The 24,670-nt window shown below is 45.2% G+C and carries 20 protein-coding genes, 1 other RNA gene and 2 pseudogenes; 6 read left to right on the forward strand and 17 right to left on the reverse strand.

All coding sequences use genetic code 11. The annotated features are described in order from the left end of the window. Positions 1 to 1,032: a nuclease-related domain-containing protein gene (locus tag AC0QUU_RS10475; protein ID WP_474542647.1), complete on the reverse strand. Its 1,032-nt coding sequence runs from the start codon at positions 1,030 to 1,032 to the stop codon at positions 1 to 3. A gap of 341 nt (positions 1,033 to 1,373) precedes the next feature. On the opposite strand from AC0QUU_RS10475, the gene tnpA reads away from it, so the two are divergent. The 5 genes and pseudogenes from tnpA to tnpC all read left to right on the forward strand — a co-directional run bounded on the left by tnpA (position 1,374) and on the right by tnpC (position 5,462). Continuing rightward, a complete protein-coding gene (gene tnpA, locus AC0QUU_RS10480; RefSeq protein ID WP_474542649.1) occupies positions 1,374 to 1,784 on the forward strand; it encodes an IS66 family insertion sequence element accessory protein TnpA in 411 nt (136 codons plus the stop codon). After that, on the forward strand, positions 1,778 to 2,029 hold the full coding sequence (gene tnpB / locus AC0QUU_RS10485; RefSeq protein ID WP_474542651.1) for an IS66 family insertion sequence element accessory protein TnpB: 252 nt from the start codon (positions 1,778 to 1,780) through the stop codon (positions 2,027 to 2,029). Before tnpA ends, tnpB begins: the two co-directional genes overlap by 7 nt. Before the next feature lie 57 nt (positions 2,030 to 2,086). After that, entirely contained in the window at positions 2,087 to 4,012 is a 1,926-nt protein-coding gene (locus AC0QUU_RS10490) for a tyrosine-type recombinase/integrase (protein ID WP_474542653.1), read from the forward strand. Beyond that, positions 4,009 to 4,302: a hypothetical protein gene (locus tag AC0QUU_RS10495; protein ID WP_474542655.1), complete on the forward strand. Its 294-nt coding sequence runs from the start codon at positions 4,009 to 4,011 to the stop codon at positions 4,300 to 4,302. Before AC0QUU_RS10490 ends, AC0QUU_RS10495 begins: the two co-directional genes overlap by 4 nt. A 148-nt stretch (positions 4,303 to 4,450) precedes the next feature. After that, positions 4,451 to 5,462: pseudogene (tnpC, locus tag AC0QUU_RS10500) on the forward strand (IS66 family transposase). 131 nt (positions 5,463 to 5,593) lie between these two features. Here the strand turns inward: tnpC and AC0QUU_RS10505 are convergent. The 7 genes and pseudogenes from AC0QUU_RS10505 to AC0QUU_RS10535 form a co-directional block, all read right to left on the reverse strand. Beyond that, complete coding sequence (locus AC0QUU_RS10505; RefSeq protein WP_474542657.1) at positions 5,594 to 6,097, reverse strand: phosphoribosyltransferase; 504 nt, start codon at positions 6,095 to 6,097, stop codon at positions 5,594 to 5,596. Then, positions 6,090 to 7,142: an HAD family hydrolase gene (locus tag AC0QUU_RS10510; RefSeq protein ID WP_474542659.1), complete on the reverse strand. Its 1,053-nt coding sequence runs from the start codon at positions 7,140 to 7,142 to the stop codon at positions 6,090 to 6,092. Before AC0QUU_RS10510 ends, AC0QUU_RS10505 begins: the two co-directional genes overlap by 8 nt. Next, the gene (locus AC0QUU_RS10515) at positions 7,133 to 7,969 is read right to left on the reverse strand and encodes a radical SAM protein (protein WP_474542661.1); all 837 of its coding nucleotides are present in this window, start codon (positions 7,967 to 7,969) and stop codon (positions 7,133 to 7,135) included. Before AC0QUU_RS10515 ends, AC0QUU_RS10510 begins: the two co-directional genes overlap by 10 nt. Next, positions 7,942 to 9,312 (reverse strand): ankyrin repeat domain-containing protein, encoded by a 1,371-nt coding sequence (locus AC0QUU_RS10520; protein WP_474542663.1) that lies wholly within the window; start codon positions 9,310 to 9,312, stop codon positions 7,942 to 7,944. The genes AC0QUU_RS10515 and AC0QUU_RS10520 overlap by 28 nt, the downstream gene beginning before the upstream one ends. A gap of 184 nt (positions 9,313 to 9,496) precedes the next feature. Continuing rightward, the gene (locus AC0QUU_RS10525; RefSeq protein WP_474542664.1) at positions 9,497 to 9,652 is read right to left on the reverse strand and encodes a hypothetical protein; all 156 of its coding nucleotides are present in this window, start codon (positions 9,650 to 9,652) and stop codon (positions 9,497 to 9,499) included. A 331-nt stretch (positions 9,653 to 9,983) separates the two neighbouring features. After that, complete coding sequence (locus AC0QUU_RS10530; RefSeq protein ID WP_474542666.1) at positions 9,984 to 10,655, reverse strand: glycoside hydrolase family 73 protein; 672 nt, start codon at positions 10,653 to 10,655, stop codon at positions 9,984 to 9,986. A gap of 10 nt (positions 10,656 to 10,665) precedes the next feature. After that, positions 10,666 to 11,142, reverse strand: a pseudogene (locus tag AC0QUU_RS10535) (type I restriction-modification system subunit M N-terminal domain-containing protein); the annotation flags it as partial. A 134-nt stretch (positions 11,143 to 11,276) separates the two neighbouring features. Between AC0QUU_RS10535 and AC0QUU_RS10540 the strand changes: the two are divergent. After that, a complete protein-coding gene (locus AC0QUU_RS10540; RefSeq protein ID WP_474542668.1) occupies positions 11,277 to 13,898 on the forward strand; it encodes an MBL fold metallo-hydrolase in 2,622 nt (873 codons plus the stop codon). 97 nt (positions 13,899 to 13,995) lie between these two features. Here AC0QUU_RS10540 and AC0QUU_RS10545 read toward each other — a convergent pair whose 3' ends face one another. From AC0QUU_RS10545 to spoIVA, 9 genes are all read right to left on the reverse strand, one after another. Beyond that, the gene (locus AC0QUU_RS10545; RefSeq protein ID WP_474542671.1) at positions 13,996 to 15,027 is read right to left on the reverse strand and encodes a 3-deoxy-7-phosphoheptulonate synthase; all 1,032 of its coding nucleotides are present in this window, start codon (positions 15,025 to 15,027) and stop codon (positions 13,996 to 13,998) included. 121 nt (positions 15,028 to 15,148) lie between these two features. Beyond that, positions 15,149 to 15,501: RNase P RNA component class A (gene rnpB / locus AC0QUU_RS10550), an RNA gene on the reverse strand. A 24-nt stretch (positions 15,502 to 15,525) separates the two neighbouring features. Then, positions 15,526 to 15,999, reverse strand: coding sequence for a ribonuclease HI (rnhA, locus tag AC0QUU_RS10555; protein ID WP_474542672.1), 474 nt, complete (start codon positions 15,997 to 15,999; stop codon positions 15,526 to 15,528). A 30-nt stretch (positions 16,000 to 16,029) separates the two neighbouring features. Beyond that, the gene (locus AC0QUU_RS10560; RefSeq protein WP_474542674.1) at positions 16,030 to 16,719 is read right to left on the reverse strand and encodes an MBL fold metallo-hydrolase; all 690 of its coding nucleotides are present in this window, start codon (positions 16,717 to 16,719) and stop codon (positions 16,030 to 16,032) included. Beyond that, positions 16,716 to 17,180, reverse strand: coding sequence for a MogA/MoaB family molybdenum cofactor biosynthesis protein (locus AC0QUU_RS10565; RefSeq protein WP_474542676.1), 465 nt, complete (start codon positions 17,178 to 17,180; stop codon positions 16,716 to 16,718). The genes AC0QUU_RS10560 and AC0QUU_RS10565 overlap by 4 nt, the downstream gene beginning before the upstream one ends. A gap of 94 nt (positions 17,181 to 17,274) precedes the next feature. Further along, entirely contained in the window at positions 17,275 to 18,561 is a 1,287-nt protein-coding gene (locus tag AC0QUU_RS10570) for an amidohydrolase family protein (protein WP_474542678.1), read from the reverse strand. A 20-nt stretch (positions 18,562 to 18,581) separates the two neighbouring features. Next, entirely contained in the window at positions 18,582 to 19,403 is an 822-nt protein-coding gene (locus AC0QUU_RS10575; protein WP_474542680.1) for a purine-nucleoside phosphorylase, read from the reverse strand. A gap of 101 nt (positions 19,404 to 19,504) precedes the next feature. Next, positions 19,505 to 22,219, reverse strand: coding sequence for a DEAD/DEAH box helicase family protein (locus AC0QUU_RS10580; protein WP_474542682.1), 2,715 nt, complete (start codon positions 22,217 to 22,219; stop codon positions 19,505 to 19,507). 915 nt (positions 22,220 to 23,134) lie between these two features. Further along, a complete protein-coding gene (gene spoIVA / locus AC0QUU_RS10585; protein ID WP_474542683.1) occupies positions 23,135 to 24,607 on the reverse strand; it encodes a stage IV sporulation protein A in 1,473 nt (490 codons plus the stop codon). Positions 24,608 to 24,670 lie beyond the last annotated feature (63 nt).

Below are 24,670 nucleotides of genomic sequence, written 5' to 3' on the forward strand. Positions count from 1 at the left end.
TTATCTACCTCCTTCTCTGATTCCGCTGATAGCCACAGTAGAAATAGCTACCGCTGTCACCGTTGCACTTCCTGCATAGCCCACATACCTGGATGTGAAAACATTCTCCAGTACAGTCCATACGTTCTTCTTTTCGATAACCACCTCCTGTTTGTATTCCTGCTCTTCCACTTTTGCCGATGCCTCTTCAAGTATTGCCATTAAAGTTGCAAAATCTATCTTGTACTGTGCTACATCAAAGTCTAACGGATACGCTTCTTTGCATTCGGCTTCTTTGATGAGTCCCTCAATATGTTCCAATTCTTCCTCCCTCATGCTTGTACTTCTCTTAAATCCATCGATGATGTATGCCAGCTGGCTTACGAAGCAAGTTCTGATTCCGCAATACTTGTTCTGAACCTCAATTCTGTTATCCGTAAATACAACTATACTTTTAATCTGAATATCCTCTATTCCATCATCGGCAAGCACCTTCTTTAAAACTTCTTCCTTAAAGTTCATCTTCTCAGCAATGTTGCAATCCCATCTGAGATATTCACCGGTTCTGTAGTAGTCACCATTCTCGTCTATGAAGATATTCTTGGCAGTGTTTTTCACTTCAACGATTGTAACTACACCTGGGGTAATAACTATTGCATCCAGTTCTGTATGATGATTACCATCACTGAGTTCCACATTCTTAAGAATGATATTCTTGGAGCGGATGTGCTGAAGAACACTAAACGCCTTTGCTTCACCTCTCTTTCCAGAGATTTCAGCTTTGATCAGGTTACAGAGAGTTTTAGATCCATCTTCGAATCTCTGCAGTTCATCGTCCGCTACATTTCCACAATCCTGATTAAGCTGTTCAAGATGTCTTTCAACATCCCAAATCTTTAGATCAGCTGTAGAAACGTGCTCACCATTGAAGGTAAGTCCCACGATCTCCTGTTGAAGTGCGAACACTTCTGTAAGCAGTTCGTTTTTCTGGTACTTGTCCTTAGAAAAGGATTTCATAGTTTCCACTATTTCGTTCACTCTATTTGTCTTCATGTTCTGTTCCTCCTTTACTGGTAGTTGTTTTCCGTTTCTTTGTAATGTCAGTATAATCCTTAGTTGCATTTTTATCTATATTATTTCCAGTTCTCGCAACCGCAGCAATAATGTTGCAATTATGCCGTGATAAAATCAATTATGCACAACTCTCGCAACTGTTTCGCAACTATGGAGCAACGTCTCAACATTTCTGCAACTATTCAACCCTTTTTGCAACTTTCCAACAAAAAAGACGTAAGCGCCAAATATTCCTGCGGATTTCCTGATCCCCAAGTTTTGCCTATAATTGTAGTCGATAGATATTTAGACTATTTCACTACAATTATGGAGGATAGGTTATGGGAGGTACTCGCAAAGCCCGTGTTCCGATGGCGGAACAGATCCGGCTTATCAATGAATGCCGCCAGAGCGGCATGACAGATGCTGACTGGTGCCGTGAAAACGACATTGCAGTAAGCACCTTTTACAACTGGGTCAGCCGTTGCCGGAAAGTGGCAGCGGATCAGATCCCGGCAGCGAATTATGGTCATCTTGAGGTCCCCCGCCCAAAACAGGACGTGGTTCTCATTGACATTGTTCCAGATCACATTCCGGAACAGCATACAGCATCACAGATGAAGAACCCGTACCTTGACAATTCACATACGATTGAAGTTGCTATGAAGGACATCACGGTTCGCATCAACAATGATGCAGATCCTGTCCTGCTCACCAGGACATTCCGTCTGCTTCAGGAGCTCTCATGTTAGGTGACATCTCCGGACTTGAGAAGATCTACATTGTCTGCGGCTATACGGATATGCGGAAATCCATTGACGGACTCTGCGCCGTTATCGAAGACCAGCTTAAGATGGATCCGTCGTCCAGTGCTCTCTTCCTTTTCTGTGGAAGAAGACGGGACAGGATCAAAGCTTTGTTCCGTGAACCGTTATCCGCAGCCTTTTGTTATCCGCATATTTCTTCCTTTTATACTAAGATATGCTCGTTTCCCTGAAAAAAATATGCGGATAAAAATATATGATGTATCCTCTTTTTAAAGGAGGTAACCATCATGGAAAAATTTAAAATTAATGCCAACATTGTCCTCGATTTTATGATCGAGAATCACTACTCGGAGCATTCCCTGAGCCAATACAAAAGGATATATGAAACCATGGGGGAATACTTAACGGAAAATAATCTTTCTTATTCGCCAGAACTGGGCTGGGAATTACTTGACAGCGGTTCAGATGCCCCTTTCGGATCGAAAGGTAAAATCCTCCATGAAGCTGTAATTCGAAAAATCAATGCAGTTTATGCTACGGGTTCTGTTTCTAACGTCTTGGTTTCACCGAGGAAGCCTTATTCAGCGCTGCGTTTGAAAGCTTCTTTTTCTGAAGTCCTTGAACGTTTTACAGGAAATATCCAGACATTGTTTTCTGAAACTCAGATAGAAAATATTCATAGGCGGTGCAGCCTGTTTCTGAAATATCTGCAGGCACGTGGGAAAGAAATGGTTTCATCTATTACATACCAGGATATATCTGAGTATCATTTTTCAGAACTGTCCCATTTAAAGCAGGTTTCCCGCCTTATTGAAGAAGGAGCGATCTGCCATTTTCTCCGGTTCCTGTTTCAGGAAAAACAGATAAGTTGCTCATTATGCACATATATGTACGCATTAGAAACGGATTCTTTTATCGGTCTTTCTTCGTTAAGTGATATTGGCCGCCAACCCATCCAGGCACACCATCAGATACAAATCCCATCTGCCCGGTATCAACAGATGATCGATGACCTGATCCGTGAATCCCAGAAAGCAGGATATGTTCCCGCTTATCGCAGAGGGCTTGAGCGGGCCTTAAGATATTTTGAACTGTTTCTTGATTTCTATAAGTTGGACTATTCGTTGGAGAGCAGTGATGCCTGGCTGGAGGCACAGCGTACAAAAGAGGTATTTCAGGGAAGTTCATGGACTGCCGCCAGAAGAGCCCTGTTTCTGTTAAAAGTGTATGCTACAACAGAAAAGATTGATTTCAGTGCTGTACTTCCGCATGGGGTATCCGGTCTGTCCATGCTTCCTGAATGGATGCTGTCTCCATTAATGAATTATTCGGAACTCAGAGCCATGGAAAAACTGGATGATGATACCGTAAATAACGATGTTTATTCGATACTGCGATTCTTCCGCTTCCTGATTTCAGAAAAGATATCTTCTTTCCAGGCTGTTTCGGCAGAGAAGCTGATAGCTTTCAACCTTTCAGATAAACATCTGTCATCCGAAGGGAAAAATGCCTGCAATGCACGAATCCGGAGATTTTTAAGATATCTTTATCGTGAAAATATCATTGAAAACCAGCATCTTCCCCAGGTACTGAGATGTTCAGCAGTAAAGACAGAACGCATGATCACAGTCCTCACAGCAGAAGAATTAAGCCATATCCGCAGTTATATAGCCGAAGCGTCAACTCCGATCCAGCTGCAGGACAGTGCAGTCATGCTTCTTGGAACAGAAATGGGGATCCGTGGCTGTGATATTGTACGGCTTAAGATATCGGATATCAATTTCAAAAATAGAGCGATCCGCTTTATACAAGATAAAACAGGTGTCGAGATCCAGCTTGCAATGCCTGTCTCTGTTGGCAATGCAGTCTTCAAATATCTGAAATCCGGGCGCCCTAAGAAATGCTCATCGGATCTGCTGTTTGTATCGTTGAAAGCGCCACACAAACCGCTTTTACGGAATATATGTTATGATGCATTAAAAAGAATCCTGCCGCAGAGATCCGTACCGGGATCCGGGTTTCATGTCACAAGAAAGACTTTTTCAACCCATAAGCTCCAAAGGGGCATTCCTCCGGAACGTATTTCTTCCGCTATAGGGCAGCGAAGCGTCAAAAGCCTGACCCCTTATCTGTCGCTGGATGGAGAAAGGCTTTCCATGTGCCCTTTATCATTAGAGAGCCTGAATATCCCATGGAAAGGAGGCCTTCTATGAATTCTTCTTTCCATAGTGTCCTTGCCCCTGATATCGAGAGCTTTATCAAGATGAAGCGCTCCCTCGGATATAAGTACCATAACGAAGAATATATCCTGCACCGGTTTGATACATACTGGAAAAGTGAAAATGATCCCTCAGATTCCGTTACAATGGAATCCTTATCCGGATGGGTAAAACAACTGCCAACAGAAGGGAAGTCCTCCCAGTATACACGGATACACACAGTGAAACAGTTTCTGTTATTCAGAAACAGCCTTGGGAAACCATCGTATTCCTGCCACCTGTAAAGTGATCGAATACTACAGCCAGAGTTACGGATGTCCATCCTGCAAGGAAGGGCTCGGCGATACGGAAAAGCCTGTGATCATAAAGTCTCAGGTTCCGGCGGCTCTGGTTGGGAAAGGTCCTGCCTCAGCATCCACTGTTGCATGGACCATGTACCAGAAGTATGCCAACGGGCTTCCCCTTTACCGGCAGGAAAAGACTGGAAGCAGTATGGGGCTCAGATCAGCCGGACCACCCTTGCCAACTGGATCATCTACTGTTCGCAGAACTATTTCCAGCCGATGTATGATTACTTTCATCGGGAGCTGCTGAAGCGCAGTTTTGCAATGGCAGATGAGACACGGGTCCAGGTCTTAAAAGAAGAAGGGCGCCAGGCCCAGACCCAGACCCAGACCCAGTCGTTCATGTGGCTGTTCCGAAGCGGCGAGGACGGACTTCCGGCGGTCATCCTGTATGGCTATTCCCCTACCAGGAGCGGCAGCCATGCAAGGGCGTTTCTGGAAAAGGCTACAGCGGATACCTGGAAACGGATGGATATCAGGGATACAACAATCTTCCGGGGATCAGACGCTGCTCTTGTTGGGCGCATATCCGTCGATACTTTATCGACGCCGTTCCCAAAGGAAAACAGTATGACTACAGCCAGCCGGCAGTGCAGGGCGTCCAGTACTGCAGCCGGTTGTTCGCCATTGAGGACTCCATTAACAAAAAGTATCCCGGTGATTATGAAAAGCGGAAGCAGCTGCGTCTCGAGAAGGAAAAACCCGTTCTGGAGGCTTTCTGGTCGTGGCTCGATCAGCAGAAGCCCGTCCGGAATACCCGGATGGATAAAGCCGTGAATTACGTTCTTAACCGGCGTGATACAGCGGAGACTTATCTGGAAGACGGACGGTGCAGCTTTACCAATAATCTCAGTGAGAATGCAATTCGTCCATTCGCAGTAGGCCGGAAGAACTGGCTCTTCAGCAATTCCGTTGACGGAGCGAATGCCAGTGCGGTAGTCTACACAATGGTTGAGATGGCAAAAGCATATGATCTGAATATTTATGGATATCTTAAATTTTTACTGGAGCACCGGCCAAGTAAAGATATGACCGATGAACAGCTGGCAGAGCTGGCACCTTGGAGTGAAAAACTCCAATCTATCAAAAATCGCATGTGAATTATAGTGAATTACTCCAACTCGCAAAGGGATGGGGTAATTATGTATCTGACCGCATTAATATTGGGCGCTTACAAAAAGACCAGGCCCGTAATCTCGACCTGGTCAAATAAGTATCTTTTTCTCTTGTATTATAATTGGTTAAATAACCGCATCGTGGTATCCGGACCAACTTTCCCCTCCTGTTTCTTTACATTCTTCCCAACAAATGAGTTTTTTGAGACTCTGACCGTATATAGTATATCATCAAACATTGGCACTGCCTGCTCATTTATCACACAACAGGCCACTTTCATATCCGGATCCAGTATTTCCAGAAGTGTCTTTCCGGTATTTATGACAGAATCTACAAGAATAACATTCTTCGTTTCCGGTCTGACAAACTGCTCATGTTTAGGATCATATGTCTGGAACCTACACCCCATAGCAAAATACATTCCCTCAGCAAAGAAAATTCCACCTCTGAGCATTGCAACAATTGTTGTATCTTCTGGTGAAAGTCCCGTTATCCGTTTGCCCATAGCCATCCCCAACCTAATATGGGCTTTAGCCAATTCAGGTCCTGATATTCCTGAATCGGATTTTGTTATTGCAATTAGCTTATTTATCTCTTCTGTTCTTTTTAATTCATACAATGATTAAACCCTCCGTGTTCCTTCCCTTCAAGGATCTGCTGATAGTTCCGTCCGGCTTTGCCACCAGATATCCTTCATCAGCCTGTTTGAGCATAAAATAGTCATTCATTCCATCTCCATAGGCGATAACGTGCTTCCCTGCTGCCTGAAGATGCTTTGTAATAAAAAACTTTGTCTCAGCTGACATCTGGGTACCATAGAAAAAATCCAATCCCAGGTGTTTTGCAATAAACCTCCATATTCTCTCATGACCAGATGTCAGGATATAGGTATCTTCGGTGATGGCATTTTTCACTGTTCCATTGAAATGGACCGGCATTTCAGTAAGATCAGCAAACGAATACTTCTTGAATTCCTCGTTCTGCTTCCATGCCTGATAACCAGTATAAAAGTTTCCATCATACAAACACGTTTTATATCCGAAAATGGTTCCACTACTGTCCTCGATAGTTAGTGTTTTATCCCCATCCAGAAGCACGATGGTATCAGATTTGCTTTTTTTGATTATATAATCTGCACATTCTCTGGCATAGACTGCGCAACTATACCCTTTTATGATTTCCCAGATAAACTCTATGATGCCGGAAACATCCTCGAAACAGTTATCCGGTGGATTATCAAGAACATAAAAATCCTTGCCGTTATCCTGGCAATATTTCCTCAGTCCGGCAATCTCCGCATTTTGCCATTCAGTAATATTATACTTCAAATACTTCCGATTCTTATCAGAAGTCTCCATGCGTTCTTTTATAATATCCGGTGAGACATAGAGATACAGATATACATCATACATTTTCCCATCATCCTCAGTGAAGACGATTTCATCACCGAAAGCATAATGTCCATCCATGATAAAGGTTTCCTTTGCCATCATCCGCTGAGCAAGCGCCTTTCTGCCTTTTTCCCTTCCCGCTTTGTCACGAATATCAAAATCCGGATCATATTCACGAAGAAGCTTGCTACCGTTTGCGACTTCTATAAAATCTATCTTATTCAGAATATGCGTTTTCCCCGCTGTGGGCATTCCATATAATCCTATTCGCATACAAACTCCTTATAACAGTAGTTTCGGTCAAAATCCAAAGTGATTTTTTCCAATTTTTCAAAAGATATACCACTCGATCCAATCGGCGGAAGATCAATGCAATTCCCGCAGTAATACACCTTGCCGTTTGCGAAATAATAATTATTAATTCCGGAACCGCACTGTCCTCCATACATAGTGCAGTCATTTCCACCGCGTCTTACCGGAATTTTCTTTTCCGCATTGTCCAGAAAGTCCCTATATTCCTGCAGAGATATCCCGTATCTGCCTATCATCCGGGAAAAAGTAACCCTGGTACCAAGGGGTTTAAAGAAAGCTATTACTCCATCGGCATTTTCTAAGCTATCCCTTCCGACAGTGGCGTTGAATGTTGGGTAATGACCTGTAACCTGTTTGTAATACTCCACAGTCTCCATTGCTCTATCAAAGGAATCGCAGCGATTCAAATTATGCAGCTCTCTATAGCCATCTATGGAGAAGCCAACATTTATTTTGTGATCCTCCAAAAATTTCCAGTCACTCTCTGCGAGATTTACCATTCCGTTTGTTATGGTATAAGCACTAATATTGGGAGAGTCTTCAAGATAGGAAATATAGGCCTTAAGCAAAGGCCAGTCCAAAAAGCACTCTCCATTTCCAACAAATCCTATTTTGAACTTATCGCCAGCATATTTTTTGACATTGTCAAGAATTTCAAATACATCCATGTCTGCAGCTTCAATCTTCCCCTTCTCATGAAAATGACAATATCGGCAGGAAAGATTACATCGATTATTTATTGATATACATATTCGGTCTATCATGATTTTTTCCGCTGACCTCCCCATTTTTGCTTTTTCTTAAAATTGGCATTCTTTCTTCGACCAGTTTCAAGAAACTCATTGTAGCGATCTTCTGCGGTATATCCATCACGATCAACAATCTTCTGATCCGCCCCCGCTTTAATGATAATATCTCTGCATTCAAGCCATCCCCAGTAGCACGCCTTTATCAGTGCGGTAAAACCATTGCTATCCTGCTGATTTAAGCTTGTCCGTTCATCTGCACAAAGTTCTTTTACATACTGAATCTTATTATCCCAGGCGGCAATCATAAGAGGCATGTTCCCATCGTTCTTAATCGTCTTTTCATTCTTTCTTTTCTGCATGAATTTACTTGTGTCATAAGGATCTCTGCTCCCTACATTGGGATTAGCTTTGCACTCATGTAGTAAAAACATAAACATATCAAAATCATTAATTTGAATTGAATGAGAAAGGGGTGGAAAGTAGTGTTGTTTGCTATCTCTCCGATTTACATCTGCACCATGTTCAATTAACCACCTTATCTTTTCTTTTCTCTGATTAAATGGTTTTTGTTTATTTCTTACCACAGAAATGATAAGCGTGTCCCCATTTTCAAGATAAGCGTTGATATCTTTTGAATTCGGAATAGTTATTCCCAAAACAGTCTCAATATCATCATATGAATTAGCATAATATTGATCGATTTTTTTTATACTGCCAAAATCCATTAAATCCTGTTTTGTAGCATAATAATTTTCCAAATATAGCGCCTTAACAGTTTCATCACCACTTAGCCTTGCTGCAAATCCAGCGTCATTCGTGATAACATCCACCTGACAATTAAATTCCTCTGCCGCTTTCCTTGCCACAGCCACTATTTTACTGTCGTTGTTTCCATCATCTTCTTTTCCTTCATAATCCATCGTGATAACATTAGGATTATCGCCGATGCTCTTCAAAATCTGCCATGCCTTAGCAGCAAGGTTATTTATATTTCTGTCCTTTATATTATCCAGCTCATCGATAACAATCTGAGGGACAACAACCATGCTATATTCCTTACTCAATTCATCGATGAGCTGAACATTTTTAATTAATTTGGAGGTGCCTGTTTTAAGTAATGCGGATGTGTCTGTGACAACAACCTTTTCCCCACGCAGGAAAAGCTTCTTCTGTTCCTTCGTCAACTCCAAAGCTGTACAGTACATCTCAGCGTAGCTCAGTACATTTTTATAGCTTGTTGGATCTCCAATCTTTTCCACTCTGGAAAGAGTTGACTTATTACAGTGAAGAAGCTCTGCCATCTCAGACTGAGATTTATGGTTCTTCTCGCGCAACTCTATCATTCTTTTTCGCAAAAAATCCTTCTGTACCTGTTCGCTCATGATGAAACCTCCTATGCTTTCTGGTTCTGATATCTACTTCGGATCTGCAGTCAGCATAACACTAAGTTGTGTTTTCATCAATATATAAGGTGATTTTTGCAACATTTCTAGTCCAATTTCATCAACGTGTATTTTAAAGTCGTGTTCTGCAACCACAATCTTTGTTCCGCAACTATCATTCCTTTTACCAGCTTTTCTGCAATATTCTCTTATTCTCTGCAACAAAAAAAGTTCTCTGAGTTTTTACGCTCAAAGAACCTTTTTCAGAAACCTGTATTCTTAAATTTTCTTCACATAATCCAAAGAAATCCACCCTGCTCCGCTCTTCAACCTTTCCCATCCAACCGAAGCTCCTTTCCCGGATTTCATTTCCACAATCGTAAAAACACCCGGACCGATGAACTTCCCGGTTCTTCCATAATCAATGCCAGATCCCTTCCTGATATTCAGATCCGAAATACTGACCTTTGCCAGAAACGGAACATCCACCTCTTCCTTCTCTAGCTCATACACCACATTCCCAGCTACGTCGAATACCTTATGCCCCGGATTCTGATCCGCACATTTCTTCGCATTCTACAGAATCTTATAAGCTCCCTTCTGGCTCTTACTGTCAGTCTAGCTTTGCCTCACCCGATACCATCGAATCGGTTCTGCCTCGCCAGAATCCTTCACGTCATAAGCAGTGCAGTCAGCTTCCATTTTTCAATAATGGAAATCAGCTTCTCCACATAAGTCAGACTTGTCGCATAGCCGCCATCCTTGATGATCTGCACTGCTTTCTTATAATCCGTGTAGCCCTTCAGCTCGTCATACCTGAACTTGCTACCATTCTTAGCACCAAGCAGATAAGCGGAATGGTCAGCGATCGAATCCTCAATACAGGGATACTTCCGGAAATCCGCTGTGATCGTCTCATAGCTTCCGTCTGTATGCTGTTCCTGCGTTTTCTTCGTGTACTTGCTCTTTCCCTCCCACCTTGACCCGCTCCAGTTATTTCCGGACAGGCTGCACTTCATCCCAAAGATATTATTGGGATTCTGTACCAGTTCACTCTTGACATACCCGGATTCCAGAATAAATTGTGCCAACGATACAGAAGCAAGAACCCCACATTTCTTCTGATCTGCCGTGAACAGAGCGCCGATCTTCTTGATCTCGTCTGCCTCAGAAAGATTCTTCAAAACCAATGCCTGCGTACCCTTTACCACAGAACCTCCGCCCGAATCAGAACTTCCTCCCAGCGCCGCTGTAACCTTCTCAGCCAGATCACCCATTCTGGCATACAGCCAATTGCCCGGACAGGACTTGTTGGCAAACCACCTATGGACTGTCAGTACCATCTCATCCGCCTTTTATGATATGTCTTGATGTGCGGAACTGGCCGTTTGTACCTGCCGTAGCAACTTTGGAAAGAAGCTTTGCTGTCAGAGTCCCCCAGTTCCAGTCCATCGATCCCGTTGATCAGCTTTTTCAGCATAGCCGGTGTGGGCACTTAAAAATGGCGTCACCCATGTATTTGCTGTAGGCGGAGTTCCCGTCTCCATGAAGAATTTTTATAAAAGGAAATACCTCATTTAAAACAAGGTTATATATTTCCTAAGCGTCACCAAGATTCTTGAATCTGCTCCAGCGGTATTTCTGACATTCTTCCGGGAAAATCCCCTGGTAATCAATGCCCAGAAAGCTTGCCCCGTTTTCCTTTGTTGTCTCCACGTCGTCCAGCTGTTTTATAAAGAGCAGGTATGTAAACTGCTCGATTACTTCCAGTGGATTCGTAATGCCTCCGGTCCAGAACACTTCCCATATTTTATCGACTTTATTTCTCAATTCTCCTAATCATAGATACTTCCTTTTCATTTTCACTTTTTCTCATTTCATTCTATCATAAACCCCCGTGGCATGCTACAATGGATAAGGCTTTGGTAAAAGGCTGATTTTTAATATGAGAAAGGCAATACAATATGAAATTTTACTTTCTGGGCGGCACTATGGAAATCGGCGGCAGCTGCATCTATCTTAATATATCCGGGAAACGGATTCTTATGGACTGTGGAATCCGGCAGTCCGGATCTAAAGATCCTATTCCCGATTTTGCGACAATCCAGACACAGGGCGGACTGGATGCCATTCTGATCAGTCATGCGCACATGGATCATATCGGAACGCTTCCTATTATCAGTAAGGCTTATCCAAACGCAAAGATCTATATGACAGCCATGACGGCGGATCTGACAAGAGTTCTGTTATATGACAGTCTGAAAATTATGAATTATCGTGAAGATGAAATACCGCATTATACAGAACAGGATGTGCTTTCTATGCTGAATCGTATCACGCCTGTAAGATATCAGACATCCCTGCAGCTATTTGATAATTTCACTGTTACTTTTTATCCTGCAGGACACATTGCAGGCGCCGCATGCATTTATATAACCACAGAAGAAGGCTCTGTTTTTTATTCGGGCGACTTTTCAGCCTTTTCCCAGCGTACAATAGAAGGCATTCATATCCCGAAACTGCGTCCGGACGTCTCCATTGTAGAGACGACATACGGCAATCGTCTGCATTCCAATCGTCAGGTGGAGGAACGCAGGCTCATCTCTCTCGTCAGCGAATGTATTGAAAAAGGGCAGAAAATCCTGATCCCCTGCTTTGCTCTGGGGCGTGCGCAGGAAGTGCTTCTGATTCTGCGGGCTGCGTTCCAGAACGGAGAGATACCGGCTGTACCGGTATATGTGGACGGCATGGTACGGGATATTAATACCATGTACACTCGAAATCCTACTTTTCTGAAAAACGCCCTTGCGCGAAGGATCCTGAAAGGAAATGAGCCATTCTATACAAAAGAAATCCAGGCAGTGGCGCCGAATCAGAAACGGGATGAACTGCTCTCAGGAAAGTCTCCTCTCATAATCGTCTCCAGCTCCGGAATGCTTACCGGCGGACCAAGTACACAGTACGCGCGCAGCCTTGTCACCTCTGAAAACGCCTGCATCATTATCACCGGCTATCAGGATGAAGAATCCCCGGGGCGGAAGCTTCTGAATCTGCTGGAAAATTCCGGTGATTCTGATGGCGCCTCAGAGCGGAAAATCACTCTGGACGGCGTTACATATCCGGTCCGCTGCCGTATCGAGCAGGTTGGGCTTTCGGCGCATGGAGATAAGGCTGAGATAACCGCGCTTCTCGATCGTCTTTCCTCCCGCCGGATTTTTCTTGTGCACGGAAATACAGATGTGATACATGAACTTGGGAATGAACTTTCTGCTGAGGATTTCCGCAGAAACGTATATCTGCCGGAATGCGGCAGAGAATATGAAATCAGCATACGTACAAAACGAAAGCAGATCCCTTTCGTCCCTTCTTTTACTATGCAGAAAAAAGAGGCATTCCGACCGGAAGATGGCAAATTGCTGTGGAATTACTGGAATGAGCACTACTCCGGAAAGCATTTTCCCGTCTCGCAAATCGCATATATCTGGTACGGCAAACGGATAACTGACGATTCTGTTCTGCAGGATATGCAGACGTGTCTTATGGAAAGCCCGTATTTTTCACTAAACACACGCCAGCTTTTCCTTTTTGAAGCAAATTCAAAGGAAGTTGTCGCAGAATCTCTCGCCCCAAAAGAATTAACAATACAAGACATCGAAGAGTATATTAAAAATATATTCTGTGAATATAATTACCGGAAAATCAGCTATCATACGAATGTTAAGGAAATTCTTCTGCTCTTTGATTATCCGGACACCCTTAATATGGATATTTTTTCCCGAATGGCAGAAAAGTTCCACAGCGAAACCGGCTGGACAGTCAGGGTTAATCCGTCCGTAAACCATAATGCGGCAGGCGTTCTGCTATACACGCTGTTTACAGACAGACTGTTAAAAACTTCATATTATATTGATCGAAAATGTTATACTGTCACCCTGTCTGACTCATCAGATATGGACGCTGCTGCTTCCGATGAGTCCGCCGCGGCAGAATTCTGCAGAAAAACCGGCTGGGCGCTGAACATAAACGGACAGCTGTATGATAAAAAAGGTGTTGTTAAAGCAGAAAACAGTGACTCAGACTGCAAGGATACGGGATATGTTTCTTCTGATATAAATCTTCCGACCGGCGAGAAAAACAATATGGATTTTTATCCTGCTTCTCCGGATACAGAGCCGATTGAGCAGAATCTGGCTTTATCCTGTATTGACCATGAGTTTTCAGCTGTTCCGGCCTCGCCGGAAAAGAAGAGTCTGAGACAGGACCAGGAGAACCGGTATTTTGAACTTAGCTTTATTTCGCCTGCCTTTGGACAAAGATACCATGAGATTCTTCAGAGAGCCGCAGATCAGACCGGATGGCACATCCGCATCGCAGATAAAGTCAATCAGAACGCGCTCATTCAGAATGCCTGCAATTTATGTGCAAAATATGGCGTCTCTCTGAAAAAGAACCCTTCTTATCTTCCGGCATCAAGATCGCTTATGCTGAAAGTTCCCGCCGGAACAAATCCGGAAATTCTTTCTGAACTTCAGGAGGACTTTCTTGAAAAAACCGGCTGCATTTGTGAGTATACAGAACTATCATAAAAAACACTGGCAGAAAGAATCGGCGGCGGTATGTCGATTCTTTCTGCATACCGCCGCCGAATATATTTTTCTGATATTTTAATTTTCTGATTATTTCCTAGCACTCATCCGCGATCTTATAGATCAGCCGTTCCGTATCTTTCCATCCCAGGCACGGATCGGTTATGGACTTACCGTACACCCGGTTCTCGTCAATTTTCTGGCAGCCTTCTTCCAGATAACTTTCGATCATCACACCTTTCACCAGTGTCTTCAGTTCCGGATTGTAGTTCCTGCTGTGAAGCACTTCGCTTACGATCCGGATCTGTTCGCGGAACTTTTTGTTGGAATTGGAGTGGTTGGCATCCACAATGGCAGCCGGATTTTTCAGGTTCCTTTTCTGATAAGCGTCCAGCAGCCGCTCCAGATCTTCATAGTGATAATTCGGAATACAGGTGCCGTATTTATCGACACCTCCCCTTAATATTACATGAGCCAGATCGTTGCCCGCTGTCGTCACATCCATGCCCCGGTAGATAAAAGTATGCCCGCTCTGAGCCGCCACAACGGAATTAAGCATGACGGAAAAATCGCCGCTGGTGGGATTTTTCATGCCGACCGGAATATCCATGCTGCTGGCTGTAAGCCGATGCTGCTGATTTTCCACGGACCGGGCGCCGATTGCCTCATAGGACAGAATATCATCCAGATAGCTCCGGTTTTCCGGATAAAGCATCTCATCCGCAGCGGTCAGTCCGCTTTCCTGAATCGCGCGTGTGTGCATTTTCCGGATGGCAATAATGCCTGCCAGAAGATCCGGAGCCTGATCCGGTTCCGGCTGATGGAGCATTCCTTTATAGCCTTCTCCTGTTGTACGGGGTTTATTTGTATAAATACGCGGTATAATCATAAGCCGGTCCGACACCTTTTCATTTACTTCTGCCAGACGGTTTACATACTCGCATACCGCATCTTCATTATCCGCGGAGCATGGCCCCACAATTACAATAAATTTATCCGATTCTCCGGTGAAGATACTCCGGATCTCCTTATCCCTTTTCTCCTTAATCTTCAGAATTTCCGGAGAAAGGGGGTATTCTTCCTTCAAATCTGAAGGAAGCGGAAGCTCTGCATTTACAGTCATTCCCATAATCTTGTCACTCTCCTGTCTGTAGTCAGATATCCGGAGCCTTTTCGCCTGAATAAAATTTACCTGTACTTTAATTTTATATATAATAGACGCGCTGTATATCTGTATACATTTTATTTCTGTGTTAAGCAAGACGATAAGCCGGGTTATGTCGTTGGACAATCATCTATCTAGGCACAGCGTTGCCGCTGTGCTCAAGCGACCAACCTGAAGCGTGACGGGCCGCCACATTGCTTCTATCCGGTCTTGCTTCGAATGGGGTTTACATGTGCCCTTTCTGTTACCAGAAAGGCGGTAGTCTCTTACACTGCCTTTCCACCCTTACCGGAACCGAGGTCCCGGCGGTTTATTTCTGTTGCACTGGCCTTGGAGTCACCTCCACCGGACGTTATCCGGCATCCTGCCCTGTGAAGCCCGGACTTTCCTCGTCTGCAGCCTTTCGGCATCCGCAGCCGCGATTGTCTGTCTTACTTAACACAGATTTTCATTATACTATTTTCAAACGCCTTCGTCAACGATCAGATCATCTCCGTCAGCCGCTGTGGTGGCAAGCTGATCACAGCGTTCATTCTGCGGATGTCCGTCATGGCCTTTTACCCAGTAAAAAGATACATTATGAGGTTCTTTTACCTGAAGAAGACGCTTCCACAGATCTACATTTTTTACCGGTTCATTTTTTCCTCTTTTCCAGCCTTTTTGTATCCAGTTGTCCACCCAGTGCTGGTTAAATGCATTGACGACATACTGAGAATCCGAATAAACTTCCACCGTACAGGGACGATTGAGCGCTTCCAGCCCGGAGATCACCGCCATCAGTTCCATCCGGTTATTGGTTGTGCGGACATATCCCTGAGAAAGCTCCTTGACGTGCAGCTCTCCTTTTGTGTCCACATATTCAAGCACACTGCCATATCCGCCGGGTCCGTCCGGATTGCCCCGGGCGGCTCCGTCTGTATAAAGTTTTACAAGCATTTCGTATCCTTTCTGTATTTCCCGCCGTTTTTACTCTTCCAGCAGAAAAGTCTGTCCTTCCCTGTCAATTCTCATAATTCTGTCCTGGTAATCTTCCGTACATTTTTCCAGAAAAAGTCTGTCGAATATATCATAGGTTCCCCAGAAATGCATAGGGAAAACCTTAGCTGTTTCCGTACGCTTCATAAAGCAGTCCAGCCCCAGGCAGTACTGCTCTCCAAGGCGCGGATCTACGGGAACAAACGCCACGTCAATCTTTTCTTTCTGAAGCTTATTAATTTCCGACTGGTAGGAACGGCGCATCTTTGTATTATATGCATCCGGTTCTCCTTCCCAGTGCCACCAGTTCAGATCACCGGCGTGATAGATAGTTCTGTTTTTATATTTTACAAGAAAAGCCACCCCTTCATCATTGGAACGGAGCGTCGTAATATCAAGTCCCAGAACTTCTCTGCACTCATTTGGCCGGACAAAAATAACATCCTCTTCTTCCGCCGCGGGTACATCGTCTGAAAGAATGAACCGAATCTGCCCGAATTTATCCCTGAGGCGGAAAATATCCTTTCTGTAGTGGTCGTAATGAGAATGACTGACAAAAACAGCCATTTTTTGATCCGGATCCATCTCTGGCAGTTCTCCCTTATAGTAGTCAAACAGAAGACAGACGTCCTCCAGCTCTGCCAGAAAACCGCTGTGCCCCAGGTATGTTACTTTTATCATAAACTGAGTGCCTCCACAACCTGCACCACCTCAGGCAGAATATACTCCATATCTTCTTTTGCCGTCTTTGCGCTTTCCGGAAGATTAATCAGCAATGTTTTTTTCCTTATGCCTGCCGCTGAACGGTCCAGAATTATTTTTTTTGAATAACGGATATTATAAGCTCTCAATGCTTCCGGTATTCCCGGCAGAAGTCTGTCGGCCACATCCATCAGTGCATCCGGCGCACAGTCTTCCTCCCCGTACTCTACCGCGCCCGTAGTCAGGATCAGATCAACGGCAGACGCGTCCGAGAGCTGTCTCATAACTTCAGCTGTCATAGCCCTGTCCTGCGGCAGAGCGCCTGCTGCCTTTACCTGAAATCCCACATGCTCCAGCATGCGCTTCAGCGCCGTAGCCGCCGCGCTCTCAGCTTTTGCCTTATAAATACCTGAATCTATTGTAAATATTGCTGCTTTCATCCTAAGTACCCCTTTCTTCCAACTCCGCCCCTGCGGACGATTCCGTTTTTTCTTTCTGCACAATACATGCCTGCCGTCTGTCCGTAAATGATTCTCAGTCCTTTACTCCTAAAATTCTCTTTACAGTCTCACCGGCTTTTTCATAAACTTTACTCGGACTGCATCCTATGAAAAATTCCCCATCCCGGTAAAGAACTTTTCCTCCGACCATAGTCATCTTTATATTCTGCTTGCTTCCGCTGTATACAACATTTTTCTCGATATTCTGAAGCGGCTGCATATTCGGCTGCGTCAGATCAATCATGATCAGGTCCGCCTTCTTCCCCGGCGCAAGCCTGTCGCACTCCGCAAGGCCCATAGCATGCGCGCCGATTACCGTTGCCATCTTCAGCACTTCTCTGGCAGGAACTACCTCCGGGTCATCACATACTACTTTCTGAAGTCCGGTCACAAGAAACATTTCCCGGAACATATCCAGACAGTTATTGCTTGCAGCTCCATCCGTGCCGATTGCCAGCGGAATTTCCTCGTCAAGATATCTTTTAACCGGAGCAATACCACTTGCAAGCTTCAGATTGGATGCAGGATTTGTCACCACGTACAGACCGCGTTTTTTAATGATATCAAAATCCCCTTCATCCATATGCACGCCGTGGAACAGCCCGCCGCCGTACCGGAAAAGCCCCAGAGAATCCATATAGGCCACAGGAGACATGCCTGTCCGGCTCCTGCAGTCCTCTACTTCCTTTTTTGTCTCCGAACAGTGCACATATACCGGAATCTGATATTTTTCAGAAAGAGCGGCCAGACCCTCCATCATTTCCCGGCTGGTTGTATATTCTGCATGGAATCCCAGCTGATAGGAGATAAGCCTGTCCTCGTCCTGATTATAAGTATGATAGTCAGACTCCACCTGCTCCAGAGTTCCGCCAAAATTATTAATACTCTCGCAGAACACATTGCGGAATCCGCACTCCCGCATCGCTCTGGCTCCGTCTGCCCGAAACATATACATGTCAAATACAGATGTAATACCGCTGGTGAGATACTCCATCACCGCCAGCTTTGTCTGCCAGTAAACGTCCTCACCGGTCAATTTTGCCTCAGCCGGAAATACCCGGGTGTTCAGCCATTCATCCAGTTTCATATCGTCTGCATGGGAGCGAAGAAACGTCATGGCAGAATGCGTATGCGCGTTTTTAAATCCGGGCATAATCAGATTTCTCTGTGCGTCAATCTGTTCATCCCAGATTGTTTCTCCTCCATCTTTCTCCGGTCCCACATAGGAAATCATGTCTCCATCAATCCAGATCTCCCCGTCAAATATGGGCTGATCCGGTTCCATAGAAAGTATTCTTGCATTATATATCCTTGTTTTCATCTCCCTGTCCGTTCCTTCCTCTACATCTGCTCAATTATTTTTGTTACAAGCCGTTCAAAATCTCCGGACCGCTTGTCTGCAACGGCCTGGACATCCAGATGACTCAGTTCCTCGTCAGAGAGCCCGCTTGCCATATTGGAAATACAGGAAATCCCGCATACCCGTATTCCTGCATGACGCGCTGCCATTGCTTCACAGGCCGTGCTCATTCCCACGGCATCTGCTCCAAGCGCCGCGTACATGCGAATCTCTGCCGGGCTCTCAAAATTAGGCCCTGTAGTCTGCAGATAGATTCCCTCCTGAATAGCAATATTCTCTTTTTCTGCTGTCTTCCGGATCAGGTTCATCAGATCCGGATCATAAATATGCGTCATATCCGGAAACCTTTCTCCCAGCTCGGATACATTTTCTCCGATCAGAGGAGAAGGGACAAAACTGGAGATCTGATCTGTAATCATCATAAAATCTCCCACCTGAAATCCCTTTTTTATACCGCCGGACGCATTGGTCAGAAAAAGAATATCAATGCCCATACGCTTCATCAAACGGGTGGGGAGCACCACGTCCTGCATGGAATATCCTTCGTAATAATGAACCCTGCCCTTCATAACAACTGCAGGTACTTCCCCGATATATCCAAGCAGGAACTTCCCATCGTGTCCCTGTACAGTAGATACCGGAAATCCCGGAATGTCTCCATAGGGAATCTCTTTTTCCACTTTCATATTTTTTGCATATCCGCCCAGCCCTGAACCGAGAATCAGTCCTACCCGGGGTACAAAATCAGTTACTGACTGATAGTATTTATAACATGCTTCCAGTTTTTCATATAGTACACTCATTCTTTTGCCTCCATTCAGCCCTTTCCTTGTATTATAATATCCATGGTGCCAGGGTTCAAGCTTTAGTTTCTGCGTTATTTCCATTCCTTTCCCTGTTTCCCTTATTCTAAATTTCCCCTGATATACTTTTTCTGGTCCGCGCAGCGGTCATTGCGGTTAAAGAATGAAGACGCTCTGGCTTTCAGCAGCACTCTGCGCCCGGCCGGATTTCTGGTATATATCAGATTGTTTCTTCCCATAACAGACAGCATAGCTCTCTGAAAGCTTTCTGCCTTCTGCCTGGAACCGGAAAACAGCTCTGGTACACAGTAATACTCCACTGCTCCTTTCCGGATTCTGCCGGCCGCAAGCAGATAGCGCTGATTTTCGGCCGGAGCCATTGCCTGCCGGAGAGTATCCGCGTAGATACCTTTTTCCCGATCCGTTCCTCCCTTCAGCCAGGAGAAAAACTCAAATTCTCTGTTTCTCTCCGTCATAACCTGACAGGCTGAGGTAATATAACCAGCTTCTTTCAGGGCCGCAAGAACAGAATTCCCGAGAGCACGAAATCTGCTTTCCGGAAAAAGGAGCTGAATAATTCTGCTGCCGAACAGAACTGTACAAATGAAAAATATACCTGTAATCAGGAAAAATACCGGATTTTCCCAGCCCCTTCCTGTTCGGATGAAAAAACGTAAAACCATATTGCAGATCTGGATAATGGTACAGATGATCTGAGCTGCCAGGGCATGATAAAATCTGACTCCCGGCCGCAGCGTTCTGCGTTTTGCCGTACATGCGTCTGCCATTTCCATCCTTCCGTCCAGCGATACAGCCGTCTGCCATTGAGCCGCGACCACATCTCTTTGCCCGCTTCTGGCCGCCATTTCTTCATTAATTTCAGCAACATGCATCCGGGTGTATGGAGGAGATATGACGCTCATGCGTTCTATTCCATTCTCAATGACTCCGCCGTCATAGTTCACGCCAAGCACTCCTTTCATCCTCCGTTCCAGAGTGTAATAATCTTCGGACAGCTCCGGATTTTCAATTCCCATTTTTCTCTTTTCCTTCGCTTCTTTTGCGTCACAGATACATACCAGATGCCAGATATTACTCACCTTATCCGGATGCTGTATATCTCTTCGAACCGCTCTTCCGCGCATCTGCGCAGATGTCACATAGGATCCTACATAGCTTGCCAGAACCAGCGAGTTGATACAGGGCGAATCCCATCCTTCCCCCAGAAGCGACCGGGTTCCGGTCAGGATCTGTATATACCCGCGTTCAAAGACACGGGTCATAGCCCGGATACAGATATCCTTTTTCTCTTTGAGAGCCAATTCACTATATCCCACTTCTTCTCCGTCTGCTCCTCTGAGCCTGCGGAATGCCGGAAAATACCCGGAGCACTCACTTCCGGCTTCTTCACAAAATGCATCTACGGCCGTATCCGGAAGAATAATCCATGTTCCGCAGAGAACTCCCAGCCTCCAGCCTGCTCCTTTTCGCCTCAGCAGTTCAAATATTGAAAGGACCCCTGTCGAGAGAAGTTCTCTGTCTGGATTTCCAATTGCGTTTCTGTACTCCTGCCGGATATAATCGGTCAGAATCAACATTCTTAGATTTTCTCCCAGAGAAGCATGTTCGCAGGCAGCTATCTGCAGAATACTGTCCAGTTTTCCCCGGCTGTTAATCAGCATTTTCTCCAGTTTGTCATTCACAAGAAAACTCACTTTATTCTGCTTAATAAGCCCTCTTGCCTTCAGTTCCTTTTTAAGTGCAGATCTGAATTCTTCCGGAACCGGGCAGCTGCCACTGCTGTCAAAAAGAATGCCCTGAAGGAAATATCCCATCCACTTTTCATTCATTTCCGGAAGTTCTTTTACTCCCAGAACCTGCAGCCACTGGCCGGAAAACGGAATTCCACGGGTCTGACAGTAAATAAGCAGACCCGACAGATACTCCGGATTCTCCAGCATGGGATCACAGAATTCCTCATATCTGAAAAGAGCTTTATGAGAAGCTGCCGCTTCATAGAGCTGCCTGTCCTCCATCAGAGTCTGAAACATCTCGTCCGCGTCCTCCCGGAAACGACGCACCTGCCGGTCCTCTTCCTCAGACGGATAATTAAACCATACATAGTCCTGATGGGGACAGAGACTGCCTTCTTTTACAAGCTCAGGCACCGTTATCTCTGCATCAATGGGTCCGCACATCCGTATATATCGATCCCACTGTCCTGGCGTGGAATCGTAAGGCGGCGTCGCTGTCAAAGCAATGACTGTCACATCTTCCATCTGAGCCATAAAGGCCTCCAGAGCCTTCCACCACTCATTTTTCAGATGATGACACTCATCCAGACAGATCGTACCGATTCCGGCTTCTTTCAGCCTGCGGATCAGCTGATCCCCTGAAATGTCTGCTTCTTCCTTTTCTTTCCCGTCTTCCTTTTCCCCTTCCTCCGTCTCTTTTTTCCCTGTCATGCCGCAGAACAATGTCTGATACGTAGCAGATGTAATCAGCCCGGGGCAACGTATATCAGCAGAAAAATACTTCTCTGCCTCCATTCTTTTCCCGGGGGATATGAATGATTCATAAATTCGCTCCAGCCACTGCTGACGTATGATAATCCTCGGCGAAAGAATCAGGCAGGGTCTTCCGCTTCTTCGGATCAGTTCAATTCCCAGTGTCGTTTTCCCGGCGCCGGGAGCCGCTACAATATGGATTCTTTTATCTTCCAGATATAAGTCCGCCTCCCTGAGAATCCTCGCCTGATATTCCCGCCAGACACCCCGGAAAGACAGCAGTCCTTCATATATATTCCCGCTTTGCATTCTTGCAGTCTCCTTAATACTTCTTAATCCGTAACCCCATTATACTCTCTCGCCACCAATAAAGGAACTTTTATGAATTCGGATTTGTCGAAGGGAATCTCCGGAGAAAAACGCAGAATTCGGAAGGAAAAAAGTTTTTAGCAGACGGATTCAGAAGAGGGGGACAGGGAATTCTGTTTCCGTTCCATGAGTTAAGAAAAATAACGGAACCTGGAAATCAGCTAAAAACAGGATTTACAGCGGGCTAACTCGCATGCGCTCGGACAGAGCCCGCTGTAAATCCTGACGCTGATTCTCAGGTTCCTATTTTTCTAAACTCATTCCAAAGTCATCAGAATTCCCTGTCCCCCCCCTTCTGAAAGGCGCATCCAAAAAACTTTCTGCACTTCCGTTTTTCTGTTCCTCAGTTCGGAAATTTCCTTCGCAGATCCTCATAAACTAAAAATGAAAGGGGTGCTTTAACGACGGAGACGGCAGGTGATCCAGGCAGTAGTGATGCTTTAGATCCAACCAGCTGCAGTCGGAACAGCTCCGGTTTTTTCCTGTTTTCTGAAATTCGGAATTGTCGGGGATACTGCTGACTGGATGTGCGCAGAAAACAGCGGGATACCGCCGATTGGATGCGACTTTTGGAAATGAGGGATGTGTGCTTTTGGTGACTTTGGAGCAGATATTAGAAAAACAGAAAACCTGGCGGCAGGCGTTAAAATTTACAGCAGAATTGTCTGAGCGAATGCGAGTTTTCTGCTGTAAATTTTGCTCTTAGCCTGTCGTCAGGTTTTTTAGTTTTTCTTTATCTGCGGAACGGAAACAAAAGCACATATCCCTCATTTCCAGATCCGATTATCCAATCTCCTGGTATCCAGGTGTTTTCGGACGCCTCTCCACTCACAGCTCTTCGACAAATCCGAATTCTTATATAATGATGCACACCAGGCCGCCGTTGAAATCGTTTACAATCTTCTGCATGGAGTCCTGAAGTTTTACCTGGCTTTCATCGTTAATCATCGTCAGTTTATTCCGCATTCCGTCCATAACCAGCTCTTCCACAGATTTTCCAAATATGTTGGTTCCCCAGACTCCTTCCGGGCTCTCGCTTTCTTTTTTAATATAGTCCGCCAGATCCTGAGCCTGCTGTTCATTTCCTACAATGGGGGCAATCTCTGTCTCTATGTTTGCCCGTATCATATGAATAGAAGGCGCCTCGGAACGGATCTTTACGCCAAATTTACTTCCCTGCTTAATAATTACCGGTTCGTCAAGTTTAATATCTTCTTTTGACGGGCTCACCACTCCGTATCCTTTCATTTTCACATCTGCAAAAGCGTCTTTGATCTGACTGAATTCCTGTTTCATGGCAGAGAGTTCTTTCATGGTCCGGATCAGTTCATATTCCCCACCGATCTGAGTTCCCGTCAGCTCACTTAAGACTTCATAATAATATTTCTGTTCAAAGCTGATCTGGATCTGCACCCTGCCGGTATCCATTTCCACCTTTGCAACCGTAATCTGATCTATGTACGGACTTTCTGTTTCCACAAGCCCGGACACTGCGCTCCGGATATCACTCATACTGTCCATAATAGCTCTGATATTGGACAGAAGATCCTGCCTGATTCTGTGGTCCCGGGAAAGCATCTCCACCCATCCAGGCACATAGAATTCCACTTCCGTTACAGGAAATTCATAGAGAATCTGGCGCATAATCTCATGGATATCATCTGTCTTCAACTGTTCACAGTTCACCGGAACGGCCCGCACCTTGTACTTTTCCCCCAGCTCCCGCGCCAGATTCTGTGCCTCATCTGAATAGGGCTTCTGGCAGTTTAAAAGAATCAGAAAAGGTTTTCCGATGGACTGAAGTTCCTTTACTGTCTTCTCCTCCGCCGGAATATAATTTTCTCTGGGAAGATCGGTCACACTTCCGTCTGTGGTGACTACAAATCCGATTGTAGCATGGTCGTGAATCACTTTCTGGGTTCCGATGGCTGCCGCTTTCGTAAACGGAATCTCATACTCAAACCATGGTGTTTTCACCTGCCGTTCCACATCATTTTCCACATGTCCGGAAGCGCCCTCCACCATATACCCTACACAGTCGATCAGCCGGATTTTCACTTCCACATCATCCGAGAGCTTAACGGCTGCCGCCTCTTTCGGCACAAATTTAGGCTCTGTAGTCATAATTGTCGTTCCTGATGCCGACTGGGGCAGTTCATCCTGCGTCCTCTCTCTGGCATGCTCATCAGTCATATTCGGCAGCACCAGAAGATCCATGAACCTTTTAATAAAGGTTGACTTGCCTGTCCGCACCGGACCTACAACGCCGATATAGATTTCTCCGTCTGTCCGGGCTTTCATATCACTGTATACCTGAAATGAATCCATAAAAATACCCCCTTGTTCTGCTGATACCAGTGTATGCAGCCGTAAAAGGGGGTATGACTTTAT

The sequence above is a fragment of the Mediterraneibacter sp. HA8405 genome (assembly GCF_056148955.1).

Coding starts and splice junctions, on each gene's coding strand:
- AC0QUU_RS10475 (WP_474542647.1), bottom strand. CDS start 1,032: ATGAAGACAAATAGAGTGAACGAAATAGTGGAAACTATGAAATCCTTT.
- tnpA (WP_474542649.1), top strand. CDS start 1,374: ATGGGAGGTACTCGCAAAGCCCGTGTTCCGATGGCGGAACAGATCCGG.
- tnpB (WP_474542651.1), top strand. CDS start 1,778: ATGTTAGGTGACATCTCCGGACTTGAGAAGATCTACATTGTCTGCGGC.
- AC0QUU_RS10490 (WP_474542653.1), top strand. CDS start 2,087: ATGGAAAAATTTAAAATTAATGCCAACATTGTCCTCGATTTTATGATC.
- AC0QUU_RS10495 (WP_474542655.1), top strand. CDS start 4,009: ATGAATTCTTCTTTCCATAGTGTCCTTGCCCCTGATATCGAGAGCTTT.
- AC0QUU_RS10510 (WP_474542659.1), bottom strand. CDS start 7,142: ATGCGAATAGGATTATATGGAATGCCCACAGCGGGGAAAACGCATATT.
- AC0QUU_RS10515 (WP_474542661.1), bottom strand. CDS start 7,969: ATGGGGAGGTCAGCGGAAAAAATCATGATAGACCGAATATGTATATCA.
- AC0QUU_RS10520 (WP_474542663.1), bottom strand. CDS start 9,312: ATGAGCGAACAGGTACAGAAGGATTTTTTGCGAAAAAGAATGATAGAG.
- AC0QUU_RS10525 (WP_474542664.1), bottom strand. CDS start 9,652: ATGGGAAAGGTTGAAGAGCGGAGCAGGGTGGATTTCTTTGGATTATGT.
- AC0QUU_RS10530 (WP_474542666.1), bottom strand. CDS start 10,655: ATGGTACTGACAGTCCATAGGTGGTTTGCCAACAAGTCCTGTCCGGGC.
- AC0QUU_RS10540 (WP_474542668.1), top strand. CDS start 11,277: ATGAAATTTTACTTTCTGGGCGGCACTATGGAAATCGGCGGCAGCTGC.
- AC0QUU_RS10545 (WP_474542671.1), bottom strand. CDS start 15,027: ATGGGAATGACTGTAAATGCAGAGCTTCCGCTTCCTTCAGATTTGAAG.
- rnhA (WP_474542672.1), bottom strand. CDS start 15,999: ATGCTTGTAAAACTTTATACAGACGGAGCCGCCCGGGGCAATCCGGAC.
- AC0QUU_RS10560 (WP_474542674.1), bottom strand. CDS start 16,719: ATGATAAAAGTAACATACCTGGGGCACAGCGGTTTTCTGGCAGAGCTG.
- AC0QUU_RS10565 (WP_474542676.1), bottom strand. CDS start 17,180: ATGAAAGCAGCAATATTTACAATAGATTCAGGTATTTATAAGGCAAAA.
- AC0QUU_RS10570 (WP_474542678.1), bottom strand. CDS start 18,561: ATGAAAACAAGGATATATAATGCAAGAATACTTTCTATGGAACCGGAT.
- AC0QUU_RS10575 (WP_474542680.1), bottom strand. CDS start 19,403: ATGAGTGTACTATATGAAAAACTGGAAGCATGTTATAAATACTATCAG.
- AC0QUU_RS10580 (WP_474542682.1), bottom strand. CDS start 22,219: ATGCAAAGCGGGAATATATATGAAGGACTGCTGTCTTTCCGGGGTGTC.
- spoIVA (WP_474542683.1), bottom strand. CDS start 24,607: ATGGATTCATTTCAGGTATACAGTGATATGAAAGCCCGGACAGACGGA.